The following is a 24527-nucleotide window of genomic DNA, read 5'->3' as shown; positions in this document are numbered from 1 at the left end:
CGCGTGATCTAATCGGGGTGGCGGGAATATGTTTGCGGCAATCGGGCTTATCGTGCTGTTTGCCATGGTGTTCGGCGGTTTCGCCATTACCGGCGGGCATCTCGGCCCGGTGTTTCACGCCATCCCCCATGAAATGCTCATCATCGGCGGTGCCGCGGCGGGCGCGCTGCTGCTGGGCAACTCCATGGGCCTGCTCAAGCAGGTAGGCGGCGGCGTCGGCAAGGTCTTCAAGGGGCCGACCTATTTCAAGCAGGATTATCTCGACACCATCTTCCTCACCGCCAAGCTGATGAAGATGCTGCGCACCGACGGCCCCGTGGCGATGGAAGCGCACATCGAAAATCCCCAGTCCAGCAACATCTTTGCCGATTATCCCAAGCTGCTGAAAGACCATTTCCTGATCGATTTCATCTGCGACGCGATCCGGCTTGTGGTCGTGTCGTCGGGCACGCTCAACGTCCACGCAGTCGAGGAGATCATGGACAATGCGCTGAAGACCCACCATCACGGCGTCGAAAAGACGGTGAAGGTGCTTCAGACGCTGGGCGACGCGCTTCCTGCGCTTGGTATCGTCGCGGCGGTGCTTGGCGTGGTGAAGACCATGGGATCGATCGACCAGCCGCCCGCCGTGCTTGGCGGCATGATCGGATCGGCGCTGGTCGGCACCTTCCTAGGCGTGCTGCTCGCCTATGGCATCGTCTCGCCGCTCGCCAGCCGCCTGGAGCAGATCGTCGAGGAGGACGGCGAGATCTATCACGTCGCCAAGGCGATCATCATATCCTCGCTGTTCGGCAATCCGCAGCCGATCGTGATCGAGGCGGCGCGTACCAGCATCAGCCACAAGAACCAGCCCGGCTTTGCCGAGGTGTTCGACGGGCTGAGGGCGAAATAATGCGCGGTCGCGCAGCTACGGCACCGGCCCGCCCCCCCACCCGGCCACCCGTTCAGGATGCTGCCGCTGGGTGGCCGGGTGGGGGAGCGGGCTGGCACCGCTCAATCCGTAAGGATTCAGAAAGATGAGCGCCGAGCCGATGAAGCCGTTGGTCGCGGAATCAGAGGTTCTGCCGCCGATCATCATCAAGAAGATCACGGTGGCCGGACATGGCGGCCATCACGGCGGCGCGTGGAAGGTCGCCTATGCCGATTTCGTGACCGCGATGATGGCGTTCTTCCTGCTGCTCTGGATCGTCGGCGCCACCAACGAGGATCAGCGCAAGGGCATCGCCGATTATTTCTCGCCCACCCTGGTCCAGCACACCAAGGCGGGCGGGTCGAACGGCGTGATGGGTGGCCGAGCGATGATGGCGCCCGACGGCAATGCGCCCCAGGCTGTGCCCGCCGGATCGCAGCGGGTGCTGCCCGTCACAATGTATGCGCAGGTTGCGCCGCCGACGCCGGAGGAACGGCTCCGGACCGAGCAGATGAAGAAGGAAGACCAGAAAAGGTTCGAGCAGGCCGCCAACGAGCTTGGCCAGCGCATGTCGCGCGACGGCGATCTGGCGAAGCTGCGCGACAAGGTGCGCCTGTCGATCACGCCCGAAGGCCTGCGGATAGAGATATTGGACGAGGCCGATTTCGCGATGTTCGATATCGGCACCAATCGTCTGTCGCGGGCAGCCGCCGAACTGCTGGTGGAGGTCGGGGGCGCCATCTCTACGCTGCCCAACCCGATCGCGATGCGCGGCCACACCGACAGCCTGCCCTATAATCCGCGTCCCGGAACGCCGCAGGGCATGAACAACTGGATCTTGTCGTCGCAGCGGGCCGAGGCGACGCGGGCCATGCTCGCCACCAATGGGGTGGATCCGACGCGCTTCGCCCGACTGGAAGGCGTCGCCGACCGCGAGCCCTTCAACGCCCAGAACCCCTATGATCCGCGCAACCGCCGGATCAGCGTCACCTTGCTGTACCGCACGCCGGGCAAGTGATGTTCAGCCTGTCGCGCGTCACGCCTCGCGGAAGTTCAGTTCGATCAGCACGCCGTTCGGCTCGTGGACGAAGATCTGCCGCAGCCCTGCTGCCCGAATATGGTTTTCGGTGAAGCTCAGGCCGAGCCGGGCGAACCTGTCGCGCGTGGCTGCATAGTCGCCGCAGTTCAGCGCGACATGATGGACCGCGCCGCTGCCACGCGAAGCCACCGCGGCCTGCTTGTCATCGCCCGGAAAGGCGAGGCTTGTGGACCCCACATGGATCGCGGCATGGCCGTTGCCGTCCAGCACCCATCCGCTGTCGCTGATGCTGGACCGGCCGGGCGGCGGCGTGACCGTCATCTCCAGCACATCCCTGAAAAAACCGAGGGTTGCGGCGACATCCGAAGTGCGGATGTTCACATGGTCGATGCCGATGACGGCCATGGACCTCTCCTTTGCATCTTTCTCCGGGTCGGGTTCAGCCTTCTCTCGCGGCCGACCCGACCGAGCGGTCGACAAGGCCGGACCGCATCATCAACCAGTAGATGATCACGCCCGGCAAGGCGAGCGCGGTCGTCAGCAGATAGAAATCCACATAGCCGATACCTTCGATCAGCGCGCCTGCCGTGGTGCCGGTGAGGAAGCGTCCGACAATCGCGGCCGCAGCCGACAGAAGCGCGAACTGCGTCGCAGTGAACGCCAGGTTGCACAGCGCCGACAGATAGGCCACCACCACCACGCCGCCGATGCCGCTTGCAAAGTTTTCAAAGCCGATGGTGAACGCAAGCCACGGCATCGAATGGCCCGCAGCCGCAAGCGCTGCAAAGCTCAGGTTCGATACCGCCATCAGGAGCAGGCTGATCATCACCGACCGCTTCATGCCGAGCCGCGCGTAAAGCCAGCCGCCGACGAAGATCCCGGCCAGCAGCGCGATGAAGCCAACCCAGACATCGCCCACCAGTATCTCGTCCTTGGTGAAGCCAAGGCCGACGAGCAGGTCGCGGATCATCAGATTGGCCATGGTGTCGCCGATCTTGTGGACCAGCACGAACAGCAGCACGACAAGCGCGCCCTCGCGAGTGAAGAAGTCCTTGAGCGGGGAGACGAAGGCGTCGACCAGCTCGGCCATGCCCCGCTTGGGCGTGGGCTCGCGATGCCGTTCGGGTTCGCCCATCACCAGCGAGGCGAGCATGGCGGAAAGCGCAAGCGGCGCACAGGCGATATAGCCAAGCGTCCAGTCAGTCCGCAGCGCGACGAACAGCGCCAGCGAGGCGGCCACCGCCGCCCCGATCCGCCAGCCATATTGCGACATGCCGGAGCCCACGCCCAGCTGTTCCGGCTTCAACAGCTCGATCCGGTAGGCATCGATCACGATGTCGAAGGTTGCGCCGCAGAAGCCCAGCAGAATCGCGGCATAGGCGACGGTGCGGATGTCGGCCGCCGGATCGGCGAAGCCAAGCGTCACCACGGCCGCCATCACCGCGAACCCGGCCAGCCAAAGCCACGCGCGGCGCTGGCCGAAGCGGGCGGAGAGAATGGGGATGTGGACCCGGTCCACCAGCGGAGCCCAGGCCCATTTGAAGCTGTAGATCAGCAGCGCGAGCGCGAAGGCCGAGATCGATTTCTTGTCGATCCCCGCTTCCGACAGCCGGTTGGTGAGCGTCGCCGCGAGCATCGCGAAGGGAAAGCCCGACGAGATGCCGAGAAACAGCGCCGCCAACGGCGCGGGTTCCAGATACGGACGGACGCCTTGCGGTAGGCGGTCACGCCAGGTCGGCGCGGCGAAGGGGCTGATCATCGGGCGCAACTTAGCCGAACGTGCGCGGGAGGAAAGCCGTTTGCTTAGGGTCAGGACCCTAAAAGCTTGCGCCGTCGACGCGGCGTATCGGCAGCGAGTCTATATCCACCTCCGGAATGCAGCGTACGTTGATTGCCGCAGTCCGTTCGCCGGTATTGGGATTCGCGCCTTCAGAATAGGGCGCGCATCCACAGACGCCGCAGTGATGATGCTCGATCTTGTGGGCGCCAAAGAAATAGCTGGCCACCGCGTTCTCGTCGGTCACTAGTCGAAACTGGCTGTCCGGCAGAAACCACCATTTGCGTCCCTGGCGGCGGCAGTAGGAGCAGTTGCATTCAACCACCTCGGCCGGCGGTTCCGCATCGACTTCAAACCGAATCGCTCCGCAATGACAGCTTCCCTGTAACGCCATGGCATGTTCCTTTCCTCGATTTGCCCACCTTGAACCGGATCGTGCAACATTATGCCAAACCCGGCATTGTTCCAGTCAGTCCACCGCTCCAGTCAGTTCACCATTTCAGTCAGTTAACCGGGGCCTGTCTGCGGTAGCTGAGTGCTTCGGCAATATGGATGCGGCCCACATTCTCGGCGTCGGCAAGATCGGCAAGGGTGCGGGCGACGCGCAGCACGCGGTGAAATCCGCGCGCGGTCAGCCGCATCGCCTCGGCCGCCTGGTGCAGCAGCTTGCGGCCGGCTTCGTCGGGCGTGGCGACCTGCTCCAGCAGCGTGCCGTCCGCCTCGGCGTTGGTGCGGATGCCGTGTCCGGCATAGCGGGCGCTCTGGCGGTCTCGCGCCGCCTTCACCCGGGCCGAAACTTCGGCCGATCCTTCGGCTGGTGGTGGCAACACCAGATCGGCGGCGGAGACGGGCTGGACATCGACGTGCAGGTCGATGCGGTCCAGCAGCGGGCCGGAGATGCGCGTCTGATATTCGGCCGCGCAGCGCGGCGCGCGGGCGCAGGCAAGCGAGGCATCGCCCAGATGGCCGCACCGGCACGGGTTCATCGCCGCGACAAGCTGAACCCGCGCCGGAAAGGTGACATGGGCATTGGCGCGCGCGACCGTGACCTTGCCCGTTTCCAGCGGCTGGCGCAGCGAATCCAGCACCGATCGCTGAAACTCCGGCAGTTCGTCCAGAAACAGCACCCCCAGATGGGCAAGGCTGACCTCGCCCGGCCGCGCCTTCAGCCCGCCGCCGACCAGCGCCGGCATGGACGCGGAATGATGGGGCGCGCGATAGGGGCGGGCGCGCAGCAGCTTGCCGCCTTCCAGCGATCCGGCGACCGATGCGACCATCGACACTTCCAGCGCCTCGGCCGGCGTCAGGTCCGGCAATATGCCGGGCAGGCAGGAGGCGAGAAGCGACTTGCCGGACCCCGGAGGGCCGCTGAAAAGCAGATTGTGTCCGCCCGCCGCCGCCACCTCCAGCGCGCGCTTGGCGCTTTCCTGCCCCTTGATCTCCGACAGGCAGGGGCCGCCGACCTGCTTTTCGGCCCGCGCGGGTTCAGGCGGCGACATGAGCTGGATGCCGCGAAAATGGTTGAGCAGCGTCAGCAGATCGGTGGCGGCAAGCACCTCGATCCGTCCCGCCCAGGCCGCCTCGCCCCCCTGGTCGGCGGGGCAGATCATGCCGAGGTCGTTCTCCGACGCGTGGAGCGCCGCCAGCAGCACGCCGGGCACCGGCGCGACGCGGCCGTCCAGCCCAAGCTCGCCAACCACCAGATACTGGCCCAGTTGTTCGGCATCGACCACGCCCATCGCCGCCAGCAGGCCAAGCGCGATCGGCAGGTCGTAATGCGAGCCTTCCTTCGGAAGATCGGCCGGGGAAAGATTGACGGTGATCCGCTTTGGCGGAAGCGCCAGGCCAAGGGCGGAAAGCGTTGCGTGCACGCGGTCGCGGCTTTCGCCCACGGCCTTGTCGGGCAGGCCGACGACCCTGAAGGCCGGGACGCCATTGGCGATCTGCACCTGCACATCGACCGTGCGGGCCTCCAGCCCCAGAAAGGCAACCGTCGTGACGTGCGCAACCATGGACCCCGGCCCCTGTTCCCCTTTGGTTCCGTCGCTTAGCCGCATAGGGGACTGAGCGGCAAGGAAAATGACGCCCGCTAAACAACTTGCCGCTGCCGCCGTTCATTGAAACATGAAACGCGCTTTGCTTGTCCTTTTCGTCGGTCTGGCCGCAGCGGGCGGACTTGCGCCCATCGCCGTCGCTCGCGAGACCGTGCTGCCCGCGCCCAGGGTCATCACCGGGGTCGGCTATGCGCCGATCTCGTCCCAGCCCGCCACCACCGATGAGGAGCGGCGGCTGCTGGCGATCCGGGCCTCGCAGCTTGCTGCGATGCGCAACCTTGCCGAACAGATCCATGGCCTGAGGGTAGAAAGCAGCTCGCGCGCGGCTGGCTCCACCATCCAGTCGGACCGGATCAGCGCGACGGTGAGCGGGGTCGTGTCCGGGGCGCGGATCGTGAAGATCACGCCCAAGGGCGACGACGCCTATGAAACGGTGGTCGAGGTGGAACGCGCGGCGGAAGGCGCGAAGCAATGATCCGCAGGGCCATTGTTGCGCTTTCGATGTTGGTCGCATCCCCCGCCATTGCGCGCGAACAGGTGGTGGAAGCGACCGGCGTCGCGCCGCTGTCCGGCGATCCGGCGCAGGCGCGCTGGCGGGCGATCGGCGACGCGCTTCGCCAGGCGATCGCAGCGGGCGGGATGGACATGCGCGCCGCCACGCTCATCGACCGCAACGTCATCCGCTCGGACGCGATGTGGGCGACCGCCCAGGCGCGTGTCACCGGCTATCGCCTGACCGACGAATGGCGCGAGGCGGGGCTGATGAAGGTCAGCATCTCGGCCACCATCGCGCCGATCGATGCACCATCGTGCGGGGCCGATCCGCTCCCGCCGGTGCATCTGGGCGAAATGCGGCTGGACGTGGACCCGGCGCTTGATCCCGCCGCGGCCGATCCGCTGGTCGCGCAGTTCCGATATGCGCTTCGCCGCGCCTTCGGGGCTGACCCGAGCGACGCGACGCTTGGCCCGGCGGCGGTGCCATTGTCGGTGGCGACAAGAAGCTGGGATCGCTATTCCGTGCTCGCCTATGGCAATGCGCCGGGCAGCGGCGTTTATGTTCGCCCCTATGTGCGGCTGACCGGGCGCGCGGTGTCGGGGCCGGGGCTGGTCAAAGGCAGGCGCATGGACGCGCTGCTGGGCCTTGAACTGCTGGATGCGGCGCGCGGCACATTGCTTGGCCGGGCGGAACGCGACGGCGACTGGACGCTCGCCTCGCGCGGATGGGACTATCTGCCCGCCGACTATCGCCCCGCGCGGCGCGCCACCTCGCCGGACGTGCGCGGGATGATCGGCCGCCTGATCGAGGATGCGCGCGAACTGGTCCGCTGCCGCCCGGTGGCGATCCGAATAGCAGGGCGGCAGGGCGACGATCTGCTGCTGGGCGGTGGAAGCGATTCCGGGCTGAAGGTGGGCGATCTTCTCCGCGTCGGCGGGCCGACGGTCGATGCGTCGGAAAGCCTCGACTGGCCGATGGCGCAGGTCGTTTCCCTTGGTGATTCAACTGCCCGCGCGCGGCTGTTCGACCCCGCAAGTCGCGGAAATGCGGGACATGTCGCAACGCGGATGCGCTAGGCGTATCCCTTGGCATGGACATTGCTTCCATCTGCGGATGCAATGGATTGTCCGGATGACTGAACGAACAGGCCTGGCCTTTGCTGCAACCTTGCTCGCGCTCGCTATTTTGCAGGTGGCGGCAGTGGGCGCATCGGCGCGCGGCTATGAGGACATGACCCGGCTGGAACAGCGCATAGCGGAGTTCGCGAGCCGGGGCGGCGGCCATCGCCAGCCGCGCCTCGATCGGCGGCTCAGGCTTTCGGGCTGCGACGTGCTTCCCGAACTGCTCTGGTACGGCACGGGCGAAAGCACGGTGCTGGTACGCTGCGGCGGGCCGGAATCCTGGCAGATTTATGTGCCGGTGGTGGTGGCACATGATGCTCCGGCCGCGGCGGCGCAGCGCAACGGAACCGTGGTCGTCACCCGTCCTGTGCCGCGCGGGGCGGCGCTGACGGCGGCCGATCTGAAGGTCGAGCCCGCAACCGCCGTGCCCGGCGGCGTTTCCGACATTGGCGATGTGACGGGGAAGATCGCGGTTCGCGCGCTCAATCCGGGCGAGCCGGTGCGGGCGAAGCTGATCGCGACCGCGCCTGCCGTGAAACGGGGCGATCCGGTCATCATCAAGACGGGATCGCCGGGCTTCGAGATTTCCGCCGAAGGCGTGGCCGAGCAGGACGGCGCGCCCGGCAGCCGCATCAAGGTGAAAAACGCGGCGTCCGGCGGCCGGGTGCAGGCGATTGTTGGCGGGCCGGGAATTGTTTTTCTGCCGGGCTATAAAAATGCGCGGACCGGTCGTGAATAGTCGTATGACCCCGGTTCGATTGATTGTGAGGCGATGAGATGATCGACGGAATTGCAGGGCGTCCGGCCGGGCTTGGCGGTCCGTCTCCGCGGCTGGAGGCGTCCGTCCCCGAAGCTGGTGGAGCGGCCCGGCCAGCAGAAGCCGCCGCGTTGCAAGCACCGGCGCGCGCGGAACTGTCGCCGCTTGCGACCGAGGCGCGCGATGCCGCGTCCGCGCCAATCGACAAGGCGCGCGTCGCAGAACTGCGCGAGGCCATCGCCAGCGGCAGCTACAAGGTTGATCCCGAGAGGATCGCCGCGAAGATGGTCGAGCTTGATCTCGGCTGGGCGGACAAGGACGGCGCGGCATGACGGGCGCGCCCGCCTATCAGCAAACATTGAGGAACCTGAACGAAGCGCTGCGGCAGGAGCTGGCGGCGCTCGATTCTGGTGACGTGGCGGCGCTTGAATCGTCCACGGCATCGAAGCTCGCCGCGATTTCCGCTCTCCAGCTTTCGCCGCTGGTCGCGCCCGACGACGAGACCGAGGCGCTGATCCACGAGGGGGCCGCGCTTTGCGAGCAGGCCGCGCTCAGGGTCAACCTGTTGCTCGCCGGGATCGAGCGGCGGCTGAACGTTCTGGCGCACGCCGCCGGACACGCGCCTGCCGCAGCCTATGGCCGCGACGGGCGGATCGCGGGCGGCTATCGCAGCATCGATCTGGACTGCGCCTGAATCCTTCGAACTTTCCATAGTTAGACTGGCACGGGCTTTGCTTCTGCTCCTGAAAAGGAGTCGAAGCCGTCATGAATCCGACGCTGCTTGGTGAGATCACGTCTGGGGTGGACCGCGTCCGTTCGGCAATCGCGCAGGCGAGCCGCCGCACCGGCATGGATTTCGGCTATCTCTACAAGCAGGCCAGGATCGAAAGCGGGCTGCGGCCCGATGCGAAGGCGCGCACCAGCAGCGCGACCGGACTCTATCAGTTCATCGACCAGAGCTGGCTTGCAGCCCTGAAGCGCCACGGCGCGAAGCACGGCCTGCAATGGGCCGCCGATTGCATCGCGGCCGACCGGCGCGGCCGGTTGTGCGTGACCGATCCCGGCGCTCGCGCGGCGATCATGAACCTTCGCAACGAGCCGGAGGCATCGGCGCTGATGGCGGCCGAGACGGCGGCCGACAACCGGCAGCATATCGAACGCGCCACCGGCCGCACCGCCAATGCGGCGGATCTCTATATGGGCCATTTCCTGGGGCCGAAGGGCGCGGCCGATTTCCTTGGCGCGATGGCGGCCGATCCGAACCAGCGCGCCGACCGCATCCTGCCTGCCGCCGCTGCAAGCAATCGCCCCGTCTTCTACGCGGAGAACGGTAGGCCGCGCTCGCTCGCGGAGATTTACGACCGCTTCGCCCGGAAGATGGATGACGATGCCGGGCCGTTGCCCGCCGCGCAGCCGGTGATGATGGCCGACGCGGCGCAAGGGAGCGATCTGCCGCCCCTGCCGATGGCGCTGGCCCGCGCGCTGTCGGCCGATGACGGCACACCCGGACCGGAAGAGATGTTCACGAAGACGCGGCCTGAAAACGCGCGGCTCGCCTATCTGATGCTTGCGAGCATGGGCGCATGACGACCGCCGCATTGCAGATGAACCGGACGATCTGGGCCGGTGCGGGCAGGGCGGCGATGCTGCCGCTCGGCATATTGCTGCTGGTCGTGCTGATGGTGGTGCCGATCGCGCCGTTCCTCCTCGACGTGTTCTTCATCCTCAACATCATGATCGCGCTTGCGGTGCTGATGGTGTCGCTCAATACGCAGAAGCCGCTCGATTTCTCGTCCTTCCCGACCGTGTTGCTGTTCGCCACGCTGCTCCGCCTGGCGCTGAACGTCGCCTCGACCCGGGTGGTGCTGGTCAACGGCCACACCGGGCCTGACGCTGCGGGACAGGTGATCGAGGCCTTCGGCCATTTCCTGATCGGCGGCGACTATGTCGTCGGCTTGTTCGTCTTCATGATCCTGATCATCATCAATCTGGTCGTCATCACCAAGGGCGCGGGTCGCGTGTCCGAAGTGTCGGCGCGCTTCACGCTCGATGCGTTGCCCGGCAAGCAGATGGCGATCGACGCCGATCTCAACGCCGGGCTGCTGACCCCGGACGAGGCCAAGTCGCGGCGGCAGGAAGTCGCGACCGAGGCCGATTTCTACGGATCGATGGACGGCGCATCCAAGTTCGTGAAGGGCGATGCGATCGCGGGTCTTTTGATCCTTGCGGTCAACATCATCGGCGGGCTGATCCTGGGCACGGTGCAGCATGGCCTGACGATGGCCGAGGCCGGGTCCAACTATATATTGCTGGCGATCGGCGACGGCCTTGTCGCGCAGGTGCCCGCGCTGATGCTTTCGATTGCGGCGGCCGTCATCGTCACCCGCGTTTCCTCGCCGCTGGACCTGACCGGCCAGATGTCCAGCCAGTTCGGTTCGGCCGCCGCATGGACTCCGGTTGCGGCCATCCTCGCATTGCTGGGCGTGCTGCCCGGCATGCCGCAGATGATCATCCTGCCTGCCGCCGGTCTTGCGGCCTATGCCGCCTGGCGGCTGAAGAAGGCGCAATCCGCATCCGCCGCGCCGGAAACGGCCGATGCGGCCGTCGCCGATCCGGCGCGAGAATCGCAGATCAACTGGGAAGACGTGACCGACAATGTCCAGATCAGCGTCGAGATCGGCTATGGGCTGATCGGGCTGGTGGACGAAAAGCTCAGCGCCCCGCTGATGGGCCGCCTCACCGGCATCCGCCGCCAGCTGTCGCGCGAGTTTGGCTTCGTCGTCCCGCCCATTCGCGTGCGCGACAATATGAGCCTTGCCCCTCATGCCTATCGCGTGCTCGTGTCGGGCGTCGTGCACGGCGAGGACGAGGTTTCGCCCAACGACATGCTGGCGCTCGATTCCGGCCTCGTCCATGCGTCGGTTTCCGGGCGCGCCGTCAAGGATCCGACGTTCGGCCTGGAAGCACTCTGGATTCCGGCCGAGCAGAAGGACCAGGCCGTCGCCAGCGGCTATACGGTCGTCGATGCGTCGACGGTGGTCGCAACGCACGTCAACCAGATCCTCCAGAGCCAGTCCTGCCAGCTTCTCGGTCAGGACGAAGTGCAAAAGCTGCTCGACACCCTGCAGGCGGCAGCACCCCAGCTTGTCGGCAATATCACCAAGGCGCTGTCGCTCCAGACGATCACGCAGGTGCTCCAGACGCTGCTCGACGAAAGCGTGCCCGTCCGCGATTTCCGGCGGATTGTGGAGGCTCTGGCAGGGGCCGCGCACCGGACACAAGACCCGGCCGAGCTGACCGAGCTTATCCGCCCGGCCTTGGGCGGACTGATCGTGCAGCGGCTGTGCGGGCTGAAGGACCAGCTCAAGATCATCACGCTGGACGGCGATCTGGAACAGCTTCTGGTGTCGTCTGTGCGGGCCGATCCTAGCGGCGCCTATCCGCTGGACCCGGCGCTTTCGCAACGCATCCTGACGGCGCTTGGCGAAGCCGCCAAGCCGCTGCTCGCAGATGGCACGACTTTTGCTGTGGTTACGACGCCGCTCGTGCGCAGGCCGCTGTTCCAACTCCTGCGCCAGCATCTGCCGGATGTGACGGTGCTGTCCTTCTACGAGATACCGGACAGCCGTCAGGTTCAGGTGGTGGCCGTGGTCGGCCGCGGCACGGAATAACAAAGGGTTGAGGTCAAGAACATGCAGACGACAACGATCACCGCACCGGACAGCCGCAGCGCCTTGAACCGCGTGATGGACGCGCTCGGCCCGGACGCGGTCATCATCCAGACCCGCAAGACAAGGGGCGGGGTGGAAGTTGTCGCAGGCGTCGAACGGCGCATGCCGCCCATCGCCCCGCAAGCGCTCAAGCCCCGACATGATCCGATGGTGCGCTTCATCGCCCAGGCGCGCGCGGTGGGCGTGGACCCCGAACTGCTTTCGGCCGAACTGGCGATCTGCGGCGACGATCTGGCCGATGTCTGGTCGCGCTTTACCTTGAGGGTGGAACGCGAGCTTGCCCTCGCGCCCCTGCCGCACCGCGACCTCGCGCATCTGTGCGTAGTGGGCGACAGCGGCAGCGCAAAGACGACGACGCTGGCCCAGCTGGCCGCGATGGCGAGATCGGAATGGCCGCATGAGCCGGTCGCATTGCTTGCCGCCGACCGGCGACTGGGCGCGCGCGAGCAGCTGCGCATCATCTCCGGCATGATCGGCGTGCCGATGGTGGAACCGGAACCGCGCGAAAGCCTGGCCGATGCGGTGGTGCGTCTCGGCGGCAGCCGCCGGCTGTTCATCGACATGCCGAGCGACCCCCGGCTCGCCGCCTGCGAGACCGAGGAGCTTCGCCTCCGCTTCGGGCGGGTGGGCACGCTCACCGTGCTCTGCACGCTGCCCCTCAACGGGCAATTGGCGCGGCACCGGCAGGTCGCCCAGCTCTTTGCCTCCGAGTTCGACGGCTATGTGCTGACCCATGCGGGCGAGACGCTGCCGCCGGGGGCAGCGCTCCACATGCTGCTTGAAAGCGGCATACCGTTGGCCGCCATCGGCCGCTCTGCCGAACTGGCCGACGGGCTTGCCACCGCGCGCGGCACCAGCCTGTGCCGGATGATCGCGGCCGCGCTGTCGGCGGGCGGATCGGCGGCGCTGCAATGATCGCTCAAATCGAAAGGGTTTCCCGCCACATGAACACGCCCGACACCTCGGCTCAGGACAATGGCAGGCGCCCGGTGGTGGTGGCGGTTGCAAGCGGCAAGGGCGGGGTCGGCAAGACTCATGTGTCGGTCAATGTCGCGGTGTCGCTCGCACGGGGCGGCAAAAGGGTGATGCTGTTCGACGCCGACCTTGGCCTTGCCAATGCCGGTGTCGTGCTGGGCCTGCCCGCGCAGGCGACGGTGGAAGATGCGCTGTCGGGCAAGGCCCCGCTCGCCGACATCGTCCAGGCCGGGCCGGGTGGCATCGGCCTCATCAGTGGTGGATCGGGTGACGCGAGCCTTGCCGTTCTGGACGACGATGTGCAGCAAAGGTTGTGCGGCGCGTTCCGCGTGTTCGAGGATGAACTCGATTATCTGGTGATCGACACTGCGGCCGGAATCGCGCCGATCGTCACCGGCTTTGTCGAACGGGCCGATCTTGCGGTCATCGTCATCAACGACGAGCCCGCCAGCTTCATCGACGGCTATGGCCTGTTGAAGGCGCTTGCCGCCCGCGGCCGGTGCAGGCGCGCGCTGGTCCTGACCAACATGACGACGAGCGAGGCGGCGGGGCGGCATCTGTTCCAGCGGTTCAAGGCGGTGGCAGAAAAGTTTCTCGACATCGCGCTTGATCATCTGGGTTCGATCCCGGCCGATCCGCATGTCCGCCGCGCCGCGCTTCGCAAGAAATGCGTGGTGGAAGCCTATCCGCTGACCTCGGCCGGTCAGGCCTTCAACCGCATTGCATGGGAAATCGACAAGCGGACCCGGACGGAAGCCTTCGCCTTCACCGCCAATTCCTTCTTCGAGGGTGAGAATGCACGCGCAGCCTGACATAAGGTCGGCAGGCGATCTCGTCTATTCGCGGGCGCCCGCCGCCCGCCCGTCTCCACAAAAGCTGGTGGAGACGCACCTGGGCCTTGTCCGCAAGATCGCGTGGCATGTGCATGGCCATGTCAGCTCGGCGATAGAGGTGGGCGATCTGGTGCAGATCGGCACCGTCGCCCTGCTGGAGGCGGCGCGCAATTTCGAGGAACGCGGCGTGGCGGCCTTTTCCTCCTACGCAACCACCCGCATCCGTGGCGCGATGATCGACCAGCTTCGGCGGCAGGCGAACATGTGCCGCAGCGCGCTGGTGCGGCGAAGGAGGCTGAACGCTGCCCGCAAGGAAGCCGAGGTCGTCCTCGGCCGCTCGCCGACGCAGGTCGAGCTTGCGGCCCGCATGGGCATATCGATCGAGGAACTGCTGCGCGAGATCGACGCCACCCAGGGCGTGCAATATGAAAATCTGGACGACATCTATTCCGATCATTCGGAATGGTTCGTCGATGATGGCGAAACGCCCGCCGATGCGCTGGAGCGCGCCGATCTGGAACGGGCGCTGGCGGCCGGCATCCGCAACCTGCCCGAACGCGAGGCGATGGTCCTCCAGCTTTACTATGTCGAGGAACTGAACCTCGACGAGATCGGCGAGGTGCTGGGCGTCGGCGCGGCGCGCGTCTGCCAGATCAAGAAGGTGGCGCTGGACCGGATGCGCGGCCAGCTTTCCGAATGGACCGAATAGCCATTCAGGCCCGGTCGGCCTGCAAATGGCGACCTAACCTGAATGGGTGGGCGGAAGTCAGGGATAGCGGATCGCATCTCCCGCCGGGCGCTTTGCCTCCACCTGCTGCACGACTGCCGGAGACGCCGCCGCCGGTTGCGGCGCTGGCGCAGGCGCTGCCGCTGCGGGCTTCGCGCTGGGCTTGGGGGATGGCGTTCCCGCTTTCCGATAGGGCCGGGCGACCGCGCGCGGAGCCGAACGTTCAACCCTTGCAAGCCGGGCATCCACCTGCCTCATGACGACGGACGGAAGCCGCTCGTTCATTTCCTGATTGGCGCGGACGGCGGCGGCAAGCGCGTTGATCTGGCTCTCATCGGCCGGACCCGCAGAGCTGACGGGCGATGCCGGATTGGCTGAAAGCGCATCCAGTGCGTTGCGCTGCTGCTCAAGCAGCTTCTCGATCTTGTTGAGCCGTGCGGCAAGCGCGTCGGGCGAGGAGGCTGCGCTGCCATGTGCAGCGCTTGCGGCGCGCGACGCCTGAACGGCGGATGTCACCGAAGCGACGATACAGACGGCGAAGCCGGCGGCCACCGCCATTCCCACATTCGAGCGCTTTTTTGGCGCGGAGGCTGGCCCGGCATCCTGCTTCGGAGCAGGTTCGGCGGCAGCTGTCGGTTGCGCCTGTGCGGCCTCCGGGGCCTTTGACGGCGCTCGCTCCGGCTCCGGCTCTGCTCCGGCATCCGGCGCAGCGGCTGGCGGATTGTCGTCGAAGGTCAATTCCTCGTCATCGATGTCGGCGGACATCCTGCCCTCCCGCAGAGGCAATGAGATCGTCTGAGGTGACGCCAGACGAACTGGCCCCGGCGTTCAGTTGAGCGCCGGGGCCTGCCGTCGGGCTCTGTGCTCTATTAGCGGAGCAGCGACAGCACGTTCTGCTGCGACTGGTTCGCCTGGGCGAGCATTGCGGTGGCGGCCTGGGACAGGATCTGCGACTTGGCGAGATTGGTCGTCTCTGCCGAGAAATCCGTGTCTTCGATCCGCGAACGCGATTCCGTCAGGTTCGTGGCGCGGTCGGTCAGGCTGTTGACGGTGGCGTCGAGGCGGTTCTGAACCGCGCCCAGCGTTGCCCGTGCGGTTGTCACCGTGTCGAGCGCAGCGTCGATGGCGGTCATCGCGGCGTCCGCGTCACCGGCGGAGCCGATGTCTAACGCGTCGATCGCAAGCGTCGCCGCCGTCAGGTCGGACAGCGTGACGTCCACGGTCTCGCCGGCGCTGGTGCCGGTCTGGATCGAGACGGTGGCGTTGGTGCCGTCAGCCAGCGCAACGCCGTTGAAGGTGGTGCGGTTGGCGATGTCGTCGATCTGTGCGATCAGCTCGGCGAATTCGGCCTGCAGATTGTCCTTGTCGCCGTCGCTCAGCGTTCCGTTGGCCGACTGGACCGAAAGTTCCTTCATGCGCTGAAGCATGTTGGTGACTTCGCCCATCGCGCCTTCGGCCGTCTGGGCCAGCGAGATGCCGTCATTTGCGTTGCGGATCGCAGCGCCAAGGCCACGGATTTCCGCAGTCATACGCGATGCGACGGCAAGGCCGGCGGCGTCGTCGCGAGCGGAGTTGATGCGCTTGCCCGAAGACAGGCGTTCCATTGCACGCGAAAGGTTCATTTCAGCGAGGCGCGAGGCGTTCTGAGCCCGAAGCGCCGAAGTGTTGGTGTTGATAACAGTCATGGCTATCTCTCTTTTCCCGCTTCTACCCGGCTATCCTCACCCCTAGACTGGCGAAGCATCTGCCGTATCCATGTTCACGGCAGGGCCGGATCAAAGTTTAGCGACGGCGCGGAGAGAAAGTTTTTCCGTTTGAAAACAACATGAAGAGGGTGATTTTTTGCAGGCATGTTCAATCCCGGTCGGGCGCGCCCAGCGGAAAAAAGCTTCGATACGGCCGCGCCTCGTCTACGGCGCGCGCGACGGACGGGCGCGCGAGCAGGCGCTGCCGGTAAGCGGCCACATGTGGGAAGCGGCCATCCATGGGATGCGCCCAGTCGGCATAGAATAACGAAGGCGCTGCGGCGCAATCGGCAAGGGTGAAGCTGTCCCCGGCCGCCCATTGGCCGCCGCTCATCCGGTCGTCCAGCCACTGATAGGCGGTGTCGAGCAGCGTCCGCGCTTCGGAAACGCCGAAGGAGTCACGCGCCTCGGCGGGGCGCAGGCTGTCGCCGACGATCCGTTGCATCGGCGTCATGATGTAGTTGTCGAAGAAGCGGTCCATCGCCCTGACGGGAAGCGCGGCCTTCGGATCGGCCGGGACAAGCTCCACCGGGCCGGGATGATGAAGGCCCAGATGCTCGATGATGACCGTCGCCTCCATGACCGGGCGGCCGTTGTCGACCAGCAGCGGAAAGCGCTTCAGCGGCCAGAGCCTCGCCCATTCCGCCGCATTCTCCGGGTGATCGGGGTCTATCATCCGGAAGTCGAACGGGGTCGCGTTCTCGTAGAGCGCGATGAAGACCTTCTGGCAGTAGGAGGAAAAGGGGTGGCCATAAACCTCGAGTGTCATGTGCGCCTCCGGCCTCCTATGCCCTGATCGTCTCGTCGAAGCGGAACGGCTGCCCGGCCGCCTGATCGGCAAGCTGACCGTCCCACATCACGCGATTGCCCCTGATGATCGTGCCCACGGGCCTGCCCGTGATCCGCATCCCGGTGAAGGGGGACCAGCCGCACCGGCTCGCCAGCCAGCTTTCCTCAATCGTCCAGCGGGATTTCAGGTCGACGATGGAAAAATCGGCGTCATAGCCCATGGCGATGCGTCCCTTGCCGGTCAGGCCGAACAGTCGCTGGGGGCCGAAGGCGGTCAGATCCACCAGCCGTTCCAGCGTCAGCCGCCCCTCGGCGACATGGTTCAGCATCAGCGGCAGCAGCGTCTGCACGCCGGGCATTCCGCTGGGGGACGCCGGATAGGGCTTCGCCTTTTCCTCCAGCGTGTGGGGGGCGTGGTCCGATCCGATGACGTCGGGCACGCCCTGATCGAGCCAGTGCCACAGCCCGTCGCGGTGCGCGGCTGAACGGATCGGCGGGTTCATCTGGGCGTGGGAGCCAAGCCGGGGATAGGCGTCTTCCGCCGCAAGCGTCAGGTGCTGCGGCGTCACCTCGCAGCTTGCGATGTCCTTGTTCCGGCCCAGCAGCTCCAGCTCGGCGGGCGTGGTGACGTGCAGGACATGGATACGACGCCGTGCCTCGCGCGCCAGCTTCAGGATTCGGCGGGTGGCGAGGATCGCGCTTTCATCGTCGCGCCAGACGGGGTGACTGGACGGTTCGCCTTCCACCCGCTCCCCCATGCGGGCCTGCATCCGCGCTTCGTCCTCGGCATGGATGGCGACGCGGCGGCGGCCGCTGGCGAGCACTTCGGCAAGCACATCGTCTTCCGACACCAGCAGGTCGCCGGTCGATGCGCCCATGAACACCTTTATGCCCGCCGCACCCGGTAGCATTTCAAGTTCGTCCAGGTGGCGCGCGTTGGCGTTGGTCGCCCCGACATAAAAGGCATGCTCGCACCACATGCGGCCCGCGGCGCGCTTCAGCTTGTCGGCGAGCGCGTCGGCAGTGTCGGTGTTGGGCTTGGTGTTCGGCATTTCAAAGACGCCGGTGATTCCGCCAAGCACGGCAGCGCGGCTGCCGGACTCAAGGTCTTCCTTCTGCTCCAGCCCCGGCTCGCGGAAGTGAACCTGCGTGTCGATCGCGCCTGGAAGGACGACAAGACCGGCGCAGTCGATGACTTCGCCTGCATCGCCGGATGCGCCGATCGCGGCGATCCTGCCGTCCCTCACGCCGATGCTGGTCTCCGCCAGTCCACCGGGCGTGAACACGCGGCCGTTCTTGAGGATGAGGTCATAGGTCTGGGGCATTTCAAACTCCGTTCGTCCCGAGCTTAGTCGAGGGACGGGGGCGTGTCTCGACTTCGCTCGACACGAACGGTTTATTTTTCCGGATTGAGTCCCTAGCTTCCCCTGATGCCCAACACCACCCTTTCGAACCGCGCCGTGATCCGCCTGTCGGGCGAAGGCGTTCGGGATTTCCTGCAAGGCCTCGTCACCAATGATGTGGCGCTGCTCGCCCCCGCGCGGCCGGTGTGGGCGGGGTTGCTGTCCGCGCAGGGCAAGGCGCTGTTCGATTTCATCCTCTGGGCGGACGGCGAGGACGTGCTGATCGACTGCGAGGCAGCGCGCGCCGACGAACTGGCGAAGCGGCTGACGCTCTATCGCCTGCGCAGGCCCATCGTCATCGGCCGCGGCGATGCGTTGGCGGTCCATTGGTCGGCGGAAGGGGAGGCGGGAAGTCCCGATCCTCGCCTGGCGGCGCTGGGCCGCCGCTGGATCGCACCCGCCGATGGCGAGGCCGCGGACTATGACGAACGCCGCATCGCGCTTGGCGTGGCGGAAGGGACAGCCGAGCTGGGCGTGGACAAGACCTTGTGGCTGGAAGCCAATGCCGTCGAGCTGAACGGCGTCAGCTTTTCCAAGGGCTGCTATGTCGGGCAGGAGAACACCGCGCGCATGCACCATCGCGACAAGCTGCGCCGCCGCCTGCTGCCGGTGAAGATCGTCGGCGCGCCGGGCGACGAGGCGGAGTTGCGGACCGGCGAGGGAAAGGCTGCGGGCGAGCTGCGATCACAGGTCGGCGATGTCGGCATGGCATGGCTGCGGATGGAACATGCCGACGGCGTGCTGACCGTCGGGAGCGCGGAGGCCGAGGTGATCTGGCCGCAATGGCTGCAGGATCAGACCGCCGCCAGCGCCTGATCGAAATCGGCGATGAGATCGTCGGCGTCCTCCACGCCGATCGAGATGCGGACGAGATTGTCCGAAATGTCGAGCTGCCGCTTGCGTTCGTCCGGCACGGAAAGATGGGTCATCGCGGCAGGGTGGCTGGCAAGCGTCTCGGTGCCGCCAAGGCTGACGGCGAGCTTCACGATCTTGAGCGAATCGAGGAATCGGAACGCCTCCGCCTCGCCGCCCTTCAGATAGAGCGAGAAGGTGGAGCCGGCACCGGTGCAATGGCGGCGGTAGATGTCGGCCTGCCGCGATTCGGGATCGAGAAAGCCGAGATAGCCGATACGTTCCACGCCGGGATGGTCCTTCAGCCATGTGCAGACCTTCGCCGCGCTTTCGCCAGCGCGCGTCATGCGCAGCTCCAGCGTCTCAAGGCTCCGGAGCAGCATCCAGGCGGTATGCGGGTCGGTGATCGTGCCGATGGTGTTCCGCATCGAGCGGACGGGCGCAAGCATCGCCCGGCTGCCCAGCACGCCGCCGGCGACAAGATCGCTGTGGCCGCCCGCATATTTGGTAAGCGAATAGACGACCAGGTCCGCGCCATGCTTCAGCGGCTTCTGCCAGAGCGGCCCCAGAAAGGTGTTGTCGATGATGACCGGCGGCCGGCTTGCGGGGTCGGGGTGGAAGGCGTCCCGCGCATCCGCCACGGCGGCGATGTCGACAAGCTGGTTGGTGGGGTTGGCCGGGCTTTCCAGATAGACGCAGCCGATACGACCGAGCGCCTTCGCCCGCTCGAACGCGGCGTCGATCTCCTGTCTGGAAGCGCCTGCCGGAAAATCCACCCATTGCACGCCGAACCGGCCGAGGATGCGGCCGATCAGCGTTTCGGTGGCTGCGTAAAGCGGGGAGGAATGGATGATGACATCGCCGGGCTGGACCAGTGCAAGCAGGGTGGTGGCGATCGCCGACATGCCCGACGAGAAGGTGAGGGCGTCCTCCACCTCTTCCCAAAGGCTCAGCCGGTCCTCCAGTATCTCCTGATCGGGGCCGTTGAAGCGGGAATAGACAAGGCCTTCCGCCGGTCCCTCCCGCTTGCCGGTAATGTGCTCGAAGAAGCGTTTGCCTGCCGCCGCGCTTTCAAAGACGAAGGTGGAGGTCAGGAAGATCGGCGGCTTCAGCGCGCCTTCGGAAAGCGCGGGATCGAAGCCGTGGCCCATCATCAAGGTGGCGGGCTTCAGCTTGCGGCCGCCGAGTTCCAGGACATCGGCCTTCGGGCGGCGACGCGCCGTCGGAATAGTCGCGGGACCGTTGGGATCGTGCGAGCGGGTCATAACAAGGCGGCTCCTCTCCAAACGGCGCGCGGACGCAATAGTATAGCATCAAACCGGTTCGCGCGTCGTTCATCTACCCCCTTTTGGACTGACGTATTGGTGAACTCGTTCCATTAAGCCGCAACCATTACATTGGCGGAGCATTTCCGCTGTTAATGCGAATCCGAGGGACCGGAGACCAATGCCCGGCAGGGAGCCGATACCGCTGCACCGGGCCATGCCGGTCCTTGACGCCTTTCGGGTGATCGCACGCGATTGCCTGCAAAGACTGTCGGATCAGGCCCAGCAATTCGGCGATATCGGCGGAGCGGAGCCATTGCACCAGTGCCGGGTTGCCATAAGGCAGTTGAGGGCCGCGCTGGCGCTGTTCCAGCCCGTGCTGTCGCCCGGTGGCCCCATCCGGTTCCAGATCGAGCTGCGCTGGATCATGGGCCAGCTTGGCGACGCGCGTAATCTGGATGCGCTGCTCGCCCGCTTCTTCGACGCGCGCAGCGGCCATGCCGGACCGCTGCTCGACCGGATGCTGGTGGTGCAGGAGGCGGCCTATGCGCAGGCGAATGCGGCGATCACGTCGCACCGCATGAACCAGCTTGTCGCCGAGATGACCGTGTGGCTCAATCGCGACATTCTGAATATCGTCGGGCGGGATGAGCGGATCGGCGATTTCGCGGACCGTGCGCTTTCCAAGCGCTGGCGCAGGCTGCGCGGACGCGCCCGCCGTGCGGTTAGGAATCCCGATCCGGCGGCCCTTCACCGGCTGCGGATCGAACTGAAGAAGATGCGCTACACGGCGAATTTTCTGGCGCCGCTCTATGCCGACGAGGACACGCTGGACGCCGAGCGGTTCCGCAAGCGGATGGCCAAGGCGCAGGACCGGCTCGGGGCTATCAACGATCTGGTCGTCGCAGAGACGATCATGGAAAATGTCGGCCTCGCCACGCGGGAGCGGCAGGCGGCGGACCTTCTGCTGCAAGAAGCGCGAGAAGCGCGAAAGGCGCTCATCCAGCGCATACCCCGGCGCTTGAAGAAGCTGCGCGGCACGAAACCATTCTGGCGGCGTTAGTCGGGGCAAGCCTGACGCATTTCTCCCAATCCTGCCGCATCTGCGGTATGGTCTGACGCCCGTCCGAAGGGAATCAAGTGACCACAGCCCATATCAACGCCATTGGCACGGCTGTGCCCCGGCACGACATCCACGCCCGCTTCATCGGGCTGGCGGACCGGCTGCTGGAAGGCGACGCCAGCCGCAGAATCTTTCGTCGCATGGCGGGTCTTGCCGGGATCGAGCATCGTTGGTCGTTCCTGGAACCGGCCGACGATGATGATTTCGAGGCCGCCGACCGCGAGGGTTTCTACCGGCTCGGCGCATTTCCCGGCACCGCCCAGCGGATGGAGCGGTTCGAAACGCAAGGCGTAAAACTGTGCGAGGAGGCTGTCCGCGCCCTGGGCGAGAATGAGGATGTGCAATCGGCGACGCATCTGCTGCTCGTCTCCTGCACCGGCTTTGTCGCGCCCGGCATAGATCAGATGCTGATAGACAGCTTTGGGCTGGACCCCGGCCTGGAGCGCACCGCCATAGGCTTCATGGGATGTTCGGCGGCGATCAACGCGATACGGCTCGCCAACCATATCGTCCGGTCGGAACCGGCCGCGCGGGTGCTGATGGTGAACATAGAGCTATGCTCGCTCCACCTCCAGGAGACCCGCGAACTCGAGCGGCTGTTGAGCGGTCTGCTGTTCGGCGACGGCTGTGCGGCCGCGATGATCTCCAGCGATGCGCGGGGCATTGCGCTGAGGGATTTTCGTACCGTCACCATTCCCGAGAGCGCGCATCTGATCACATGGCGGATCGGCGATCAGGGGTTTGAAATGCACCTGTCCGGAGAGGTGCCACAGCGACTGGCGAAGGCGCTCGACGCGGAGCGGCTGCGGAACGACCGGGACGGCATATTGCGCGGCGAACCGGCCGAAAGCTACGATCTCTGGGCGGTGCATCCGGGCGGCCGCACGATTCTGGACGCGGTGGAGCGGGGGCTGGGGCTGGAGGCCGACGCGCTCGGCCGGTCGCGGTCGGTGCTGCGGGATTTCGGCAACATGTCTTCCGCCACGCTGATGTTCGTGCTTGCCCGGATGGTGACGGCGGGCGATGCCGGACGCGGTGTCGCCATGGCCTTTGGACCGGGGCTGGTGGCCGAGACCTTCCGCTTCGATCTGGGCGATGTCGGGAAGGGCCATGGCTGATGCGGATTTCAGCCGCCGCAGCACCATGCCGGAGCTGATGGACACGGAAGAGACCGGTTATGAGGACTTCCGACAGTGCCTGCGGCATCTGGCGCTCGTCAACCGGCTGACGCTCGCCCATCGGCCGACGCTTGACTGGATGGAACGCGCGATTGCCCGCGCGCCGGGCAGGCCGCTCAATATTCTCGATGCAGGCTCTGGCTATGGCGACATGCTTCGCGCCATCCACCGCTGGGCGGCGCGGCGCGGGGTGGAGGTGCGGCTGACCGGCATCGACCTCAACCGCTGGAGCGCCGACGCGGCGCGGGAGGCCATTCCGGCCGGGGCGGGCATCGACTATGTCACCGGGGACCTGTTCGCCTATCAGCCGTCGCAGCCGCCCGACATCATCCTGAGTTCGCTTTTCGCGCATCATCTGGATGACGCGGCGCTGGTCCGCTTTCTGCGCTGGATGGATGCGACCGCGCGGATCGGCTGGTTCGTCAACGACCTGCGGCGGAGCAGGGCTGCCCATGCGCTGTTCGGCATCGGGACCGCGCTTGCCCCCTGGCACCGCTTCATCCGGCAGGACGGGCTGACATCGATTACGCGCGCCTTTGTGGAGGAGGACTGGAAGCGCCTGCTGCAACAGGCGGGCATCGCCGATGCGCGCGCCGAGATATGCCGCCGGTTCCCCTACCGGCTGTGCGTTGGTGCATTCACCAGTGGATGAGGCGCTGGTCATCGCGGGCGGCGGCCCGGCGGGAACGGCGGCGGCGCTGACGCTGGCGCGCGCGGGACAATCGCCCTTGGTGATCGAACGTGGCGAAGCCGCCGATGAAAAGCTCTGCGGCTGCTTCCTGAGCAGCGAGACGGAGGCGATGCTCGCGCGGCTGGGTGTGGAGGCGGACCGGCTGGGTGCAAGCACAATCGACCGGGTGCGGCTGGTCGCGGCCCATCGGTCGGCCGAGGTGCGTCTGCCGTTTCGTGCGCGGGGGCTTTCGCGGCATCGCCTCGACGGCGCGCTGATCGAGGCGGCTGCAAGGGCCGGAGCGCGGATCGTGAGGGAGACGATTGTCGCGGTTGCCGAGACGGGCGGCGGGGGCGGCGAGATCGAAACGCGCGGCAAGGGGAGGCTGCGCGCGTCCACGCTTTTCCTTGCGACCGGAAAGCATGAGGTGAGGGGCGCGGCGCGCCCGGTGACGGAACCGTGTCACAATATCGGGCTGAAGCAGATGTTCGCGCTGTCGCCCCGCCAGCGCGAGAGGTTGGCGGGCGCGGTCGAGCTTTATCTGTTCGACGGCGGCTATGCGGGCCTGCAGCTTGTCGAGAACGGCAGGGCCAATTTCTGCCTCGTCATCGGCGACTCCGCGTGGCGGGCGAGGGGCGGGGCATGGGACGATCTGGTCCGGTCGCTGACGGACGAAATGCCGATGCTGAAGGAGCGGCTGGAAGGCGCGGAGCCGTTGCTCGCGCGGCCCTTGGCCGTTGCGCGCATTCCCTATGGCTTCCTTCACACGCCCGGATCCGCGGATGGTGGCGTCTACCGTCTGGGCGATCAGGCGGCGGTGATCCCGTCCTTTTCAGGCGATGGCATGGCGATTGCGCTTCACAGCGGCATTGCGGCGGCGGACAGCTTTCTGGCCGGAAGCGCGGCGGCGGATTACCAAATGAGGCTCAGGCGGCGGCTTGCCCGCCAATTCGCCGTCGCGGGCGGGCTCCACCGGCTTGCGTCCACCGGGCCGGGCCGGACGGGGCTTGTCGCCACCGCGCGACATTGGCCGCTGCCGATGCGCTGGGCCGCCAGCCTGACCCGACTCTCCGGCTGACCTG

The 24527-nt window shown here is 66.3% G+C and carries 26 protein-coding genes; 17 read left to right on the top strand and 9 right to left on the bottom strand.

From position 1 onward, the window contains the following. The first annotated feature begins 28 nt into the window (after positions 1-28). Together motA and BSL82_RS07835 are read left to right on the top strand one after the other, a co-directional pair. On the top strand, positions 29-892 hold the full coding sequence (motA, locus tag BSL82_RS07840; RefSeq protein ID WP_072596778.1) for a flagellar motor stator protein MotA: 864 nt from the start codon (positions 29-31) through the stop codon (positions 890-892). A gap of 124 nt (positions 893-1016) precedes the next feature. Then, positions 1017-1928, top strand: coding sequence for a flagellar motor protein MotB (locus BSL82_RS07835; RefSeq protein ID WP_226998668.1), 912 nt, complete (start codon positions 1017-1019; stop codon positions 1926-1928). A gap of 18 nt (positions 1929-1946) precedes the next feature. Here BSL82_RS07835 and BSL82_RS07830 read toward each other — a convergent pair whose 3' ends face one another. The 4 genes from BSL82_RS07830 to BSL82_RS07815 form a co-directional block, all read right to left on the bottom strand. Then, positions 1947-2354: a VOC family protein gene (locus BSL82_RS07830; RefSeq protein WP_072596777.1), complete on the bottom strand. Its 408-nt coding sequence runs from the start codon at positions 2352-2354 to the stop codon at positions 1947-1949. Positions 2355-2388: 34 nt separating this feature from the next. Next, the gene (locus BSL82_RS07825; protein ID WP_072596776.1) at positions 2389-3708 is read right to left on the bottom strand and encodes an AmpG family muropeptide MFS transporter; all 1320 of its coding nucleotides are present in this window, start codon (positions 3706-3708) and stop codon (positions 2389-2391) included. 58 nt (positions 3709-3766) lie between these two features. Next, a complete protein-coding gene (locus BSL82_RS07820) occupies positions 3767-4120 on the bottom strand; it encodes a GFA family protein (RefSeq protein ID WP_072596775.1) in 354 nt (117 codons plus the stop codon). 109 nt (positions 4121-4229) lie between these two features. Next, positions 4230-5738 (bottom strand): YifB family Mg chelatase-like AAA ATPase, encoded by a 1509-nt coding sequence (locus BSL82_RS07815; protein WP_072596774.1) that lies wholly within the window; start codon positions 5736-5738, stop codon positions 4230-4232. Positions 5739-5850: 112 nt separating this feature from the next. Between BSL82_RS07815 and BSL82_RS07810 the strand changes: the two genes are divergently transcribed. From BSL82_RS07810 to BSL82_RS07765, 10 genes are all read left to right on the top strand, one after another. Continuing rightward, positions 5851-6255, top strand: coding sequence for an LPP20 family lipoprotein (locus BSL82_RS07810; RefSeq protein ID WP_072596773.1), 405 nt, complete (start codon positions 5851-5853; stop codon positions 6253-6255). Beyond that, positions 6252-7352, top strand: coding sequence for a flagellar assembly protein T N-terminal domain-containing protein (locus tag BSL82_RS07805; RefSeq protein WP_072596772.1), 1101 nt, complete (start codon positions 6252-6254; stop codon positions 7350-7352). The genes BSL82_RS07810 and BSL82_RS07805 overlap by 4 nt, the downstream gene beginning before the upstream one ends. A 55-nt stretch (positions 7353-7407) precedes the next feature. Further along, positions 7408-8136 carry a flagellar basal body P-ring formation chaperone FlgA gene (gene flgA, locus BSL82_RS07800; RefSeq protein ID WP_162274383.1) on the top strand — a complete coding sequence of 243 codons (729 nt, stop codon included), beginning with the start codon at positions 7408-7410 and terminating at the stop codon, positions 8134-8136. Between the two features lie 38 nt (positions 8137-8174). After that, complete coding sequence (gene flgM / locus BSL82_RS07795) at positions 8175-8486, top strand: flagellar biosynthesis anti-sigma factor FlgM (RefSeq protein ID WP_072596770.1); 312 nt, start codon at positions 8175-8177, stop codon at positions 8484-8486. After that, positions 8483-8848, top strand: coding sequence for a hypothetical protein (locus BSL82_RS07790; protein ID WP_072596769.1), 366 nt, complete (start codon positions 8483-8485; stop codon positions 8846-8848). The genes flgM and BSL82_RS07790 overlap by 4 nt, the downstream gene beginning before the upstream one ends. A 71-nt stretch (positions 8849-8919) precedes the next feature. Continuing rightward, on the top strand, positions 8920-9741 hold the full coding sequence (locus tag BSL82_RS07785; RefSeq protein WP_072596768.1) for a hypothetical protein: 822 nt from the start codon (positions 8920-8922) through the stop codon (positions 9739-9741). Continuing rightward, positions 9738-11825: a flagellar biosynthesis protein FlhA gene (flhA, locus tag BSL82_RS07780; protein WP_193408598.1), complete on the top strand. Its 2088-nt coding sequence runs from the start codon at positions 9738-9740 to the stop codon at positions 11823-11825. The genes BSL82_RS07785 and flhA overlap by 4 nt, the downstream gene beginning before the upstream one ends. A 21-nt stretch (positions 11826-11846) precedes the next feature. Further along, entirely contained in the window at positions 11847-12800 is a 954-nt protein-coding gene (locus tag BSL82_RS07775) for a flagellar biosynthesis protein FlhF (protein WP_072596767.1), read from the top strand. Next, positions 12746-13672: a P-loop NTPase gene (locus tag BSL82_RS07770; RefSeq protein WP_083579102.1), complete on the top strand. Its 927-nt coding sequence runs from the start codon at positions 12746-12748 to the stop codon at positions 13670-13672. Before BSL82_RS07775 ends, BSL82_RS07770 begins: the two co-directional genes overlap by 55 nt. Continuing rightward, on the top strand, positions 13656-14402 hold the full coding sequence (locus tag BSL82_RS07765) for a sigma-70 family RNA polymerase sigma factor (RefSeq protein ID WP_072596766.1): 747 nt from the start codon (positions 13656-13658) through the stop codon (positions 14400-14402). The genes BSL82_RS07770 and BSL82_RS07765 overlap by 17 nt, the downstream gene beginning before the upstream one ends. Before the next feature lie 57 nt (positions 14403-14459). On the opposite strand, the gene BSL82_RS07760 is transcribed toward BSL82_RS07765, so the two are convergent. The 4 genes from BSL82_RS07760 to BSL82_RS07745 form a co-directional block, all read right to left on the bottom strand. Continuing rightward, on the bottom strand, positions 14460-15185 hold the full coding sequence (locus BSL82_RS07760; protein ID WP_072596765.1) for a hypothetical protein: 726 nt from the start codon (positions 15183-15185) through the stop codon (positions 14460-14462). Between the two features lie 104 nt (positions 15186-15289). Further along, positions 15290-16105: a flagellin N-terminal helical domain-containing protein gene (locus BSL82_RS07755; protein ID WP_072596764.1), complete on the bottom strand. Its 816-nt coding sequence runs from the start codon at positions 16103-16105 to the stop codon at positions 15290-15292. Positions 16106-16274: 169 nt separating this feature from the next. After that, the gene (locus BSL82_RS07750) at positions 16275-16934 is read right to left on the bottom strand and encodes a glutathione S-transferase family protein (protein WP_072596763.1); all 660 of its coding nucleotides are present in this window, start codon (positions 16932-16934) and stop codon (positions 16275-16277) included. A 16-nt stretch (positions 16935-16950) separates the two neighbouring features. Next, on the bottom strand, positions 16951-18279 hold the full coding sequence (locus BSL82_RS07745) for a dihydroorotase (protein WP_072596762.1): 1329 nt from the start codon (positions 18277-18279) through the stop codon (positions 16951-16953). A gap of 105 nt (positions 18280-18384) precedes the next feature. On the opposite strand from BSL82_RS07745, the gene ygfZ reads away from it, so the two are divergent. Further along, positions 18385-19173: a CAF17-like 4Fe-4S cluster assembly/insertion protein YgfZ gene (gene ygfZ / locus BSL82_RS07740; RefSeq protein WP_072596761.1), complete on the top strand. Its 789-nt coding sequence runs from the start codon at positions 18385-18387 to the stop codon at positions 19171-19173. On the opposite strand, the gene BSL82_RS07735 is transcribed toward ygfZ, so the two are convergent. Further along, positions 19152-20474, bottom strand: a complete 1323-nt coding sequence (locus BSL82_RS07735) for a cystathionine gamma-synthase family protein (protein WP_072596760.1) — start codon at positions 20472-20474, stop codon at positions 19152-19154. The two genes, ygfZ and BSL82_RS07735, sit on opposite strands and share 22 nt — an antisense overlap. Before the next feature lie 217 nt (positions 20475-20691). On the opposite strand from BSL82_RS07735, the gene BSL82_RS07730 reads away from it, so the two are divergent. The 4 genes from BSL82_RS07730 (at position 20692) to BSL82_RS07715 (ending at position 24523) form a co-directional block, all read left to right on the top strand. Further along, complete coding sequence (locus BSL82_RS07730) at positions 20692-21537, top strand: CHAD domain-containing protein (RefSeq protein ID WP_226998667.1); 846 nt, start codon at positions 20692-20694, stop codon at positions 21535-21537. 77 nt (positions 21538-21614) lie between these two features. Further along, positions 21615-22715 (top strand): type III polyketide synthase, encoded by a 1101-nt coding sequence (locus BSL82_RS07725; RefSeq protein ID WP_072596758.1) that lies wholly within the window; start codon positions 21615-21617, stop codon positions 22713-22715. Further along, complete coding sequence (locus BSL82_RS07720) at positions 22708-23427, top strand: methyltransferase domain-containing protein (RefSeq protein WP_226998666.1); 720 nt, start codon at positions 22708-22710, stop codon at positions 23425-23427. The genes BSL82_RS07725 and BSL82_RS07720 overlap by 8 nt, the downstream gene beginning before the upstream one ends. Beyond that, positions 23420-24523 (top strand): NAD(P)/FAD-dependent oxidoreductase, encoded by a 1104-nt coding sequence (locus BSL82_RS07715; protein ID WP_072596756.1) that lies wholly within the window; start codon positions 23420-23422, stop codon positions 24521-24523. Before BSL82_RS07720 ends, BSL82_RS07715 begins: the two co-directional genes overlap by 8 nt. Positions 24524-24527 lie beyond the last annotated feature (4 nt).

The sequence above is a fragment of the Tardibacter chloracetimidivorans genome (assembly GCF_001890385.1).
Lineage (GTDB): Bacteria > Pseudomonadota > Alphaproteobacteria > Sphingomonadales > Sphingomonadaceae > Tardibacter > Tardibacter chloracetimidivorans.
This window is presented reverse-complemented; position numbering and strand designations above follow the sequence as displayed.

What these genes read in the sequence shown, in the direction of transcription:
- motA (WP_072596778.1), top strand. Translation starts at nt 29, where the DNA reads ATGTTTGCGGCAATCGGGCTTATCGTGCTGTTTGCCATGGTGTTCGGC.
- BSL82_RS07835 (WP_226998668.1), top strand. Translation starts at nt 1,017, where the DNA reads ATGAGCGCCGAGCCGATGAAGCCGTTGGTCGCGGAATCAGAGGTTCTG.
- BSL82_RS07830 (WP_072596777.1), bottom strand. Translation starts at nt 2,354, where the DNA reads ATGGCCGTCATCGGCATCGACCATGTGAACATCCGCACTTCGGATGTC.
- BSL82_RS07825 (WP_072596776.1), bottom strand. Translation starts at nt 3,708, where the DNA reads ATGATCAGCCCCTTCGCCGCGCCGACCTGGCGTGACCGCCTACCGCAA.
- BSL82_RS07820 (WP_072596775.1), bottom strand. Translation starts at nt 4,120, where the DNA reads ATGGCGTTACAGGGAAGCTGTCATTGCGGAGCGATTCGGTTTGAAGTC.
- BSL82_RS07815 (WP_072596774.1), bottom strand. Translation starts at nt 5,738, where the DNA reads ATGGTTGCGCACGTCACGACGGTTGCCTTTCTGGGGCTGGAGGCCCGC.
- BSL82_RS07810 (WP_072596773.1), top strand. Translation starts at nt 5,851, where the DNA reads ATGAAACGCGCTTTGCTTGTCCTTTTCGTCGGTCTGGCCGCAGCGGGC.
- BSL82_RS07805 (WP_072596772.1), top strand. Translation starts at nt 6,252, where the DNA reads ATGATCCGCAGGGCCATTGTTGCGCTTTCGATGTTGGTCGCATCCCCC.
- flgA (WP_162274383.1), top strand. Translation starts at nt 7,408, where the DNA reads ATGACTGAACGAACAGGCCTGGCCTTTGCTGCAACCTTGCTCGCGCTC.
- flgM (WP_072596770.1), top strand. Translation starts at nt 8,175, where the DNA reads ATGATCGACGGAATTGCAGGGCGTCCGGCCGGGCTTGGCGGTCCGTCT.
- BSL82_RS07790 (WP_072596769.1), top strand. Translation starts at nt 8,483, where the DNA reads ATGACGGGCGCGCCCGCCTATCAGCAAACATTGAGGAACCTGAACGAA.
- BSL82_RS07785 (WP_072596768.1), top strand. Translation starts at nt 8,920, where the DNA reads ATGAATCCGACGCTGCTTGGTGAGATCACGTCTGGGGTGGACCGCGTC.
- flhA (WP_193408598.1), top strand. Translation starts at nt 9,738, where the DNA reads ATGACGACCGCCGCATTGCAGATGAACCGGACGATCTGGGCCGGTGCG.
- BSL82_RS07775 (WP_072596767.1), top strand. Translation starts at nt 11,847, where the DNA reads ATGCAGACGACAACGATCACCGCACCGGACAGCCGCAGCGCCTTGAAC.
- BSL82_RS07765 (WP_072596766.1), top strand. Translation starts at nt 13,656, where the DNA reads ATGCACGCGCAGCCTGACATAAGGTCGGCAGGCGATCTCGTCTATTCG.
- BSL82_RS07760 (WP_072596765.1), bottom strand. Translation starts at nt 15,185, where the DNA reads ATGTCCGCCGACATCGATGACGAGGAATTGACCTTCGACGACAATCCG.
- BSL82_RS07755 (WP_072596764.1), bottom strand. Translation starts at nt 16,105, where the DNA reads ATGACTGTTATCAACACCAACACTTCGGCGCTTCGGGCTCAGAACGCC.
- BSL82_RS07750 (WP_072596763.1), bottom strand. Translation starts at nt 16,934, where the DNA reads ATGACACTCGAGGTTTATGGCCACCCCTTTTCCTCCTACTGCCAGAAG.
- BSL82_RS07745 (WP_072596762.1), bottom strand. Translation starts at nt 18,279, where the DNA reads ATGCCCCAGACCTATGACCTCATCCTCAAGAACGGCCGCGTGTTCACG.
- ygfZ (WP_072596761.1), top strand. Translation starts at nt 18,385, where the DNA reads ATGCCCAACACCACCCTTTCGAACCGCGCCGTGATCCGCCTGTCGGGC.
- BSL82_RS07735 (WP_072596760.1), bottom strand. Translation starts at nt 20,474, where the DNA reads ATGACCCGCTCGCACGATCCCAACGGTCCCGCGACTATTCCGACGGCG.
- BSL82_RS07730 (WP_226998667.1), top strand. Translation starts at nt 20,692, where the DNA reads ATGCCGGTCCTTGACGCCTTTCGGGTGATCGCACGCGATTGCCTGCAA.
- BSL82_RS07720 (WP_226998666.1), top strand. Translation starts at nt 22,708, where the DNA reads ATGGCTGATGCGGATTTCAGCCGCCGCAGCACCATGCCGGAGCTGATG.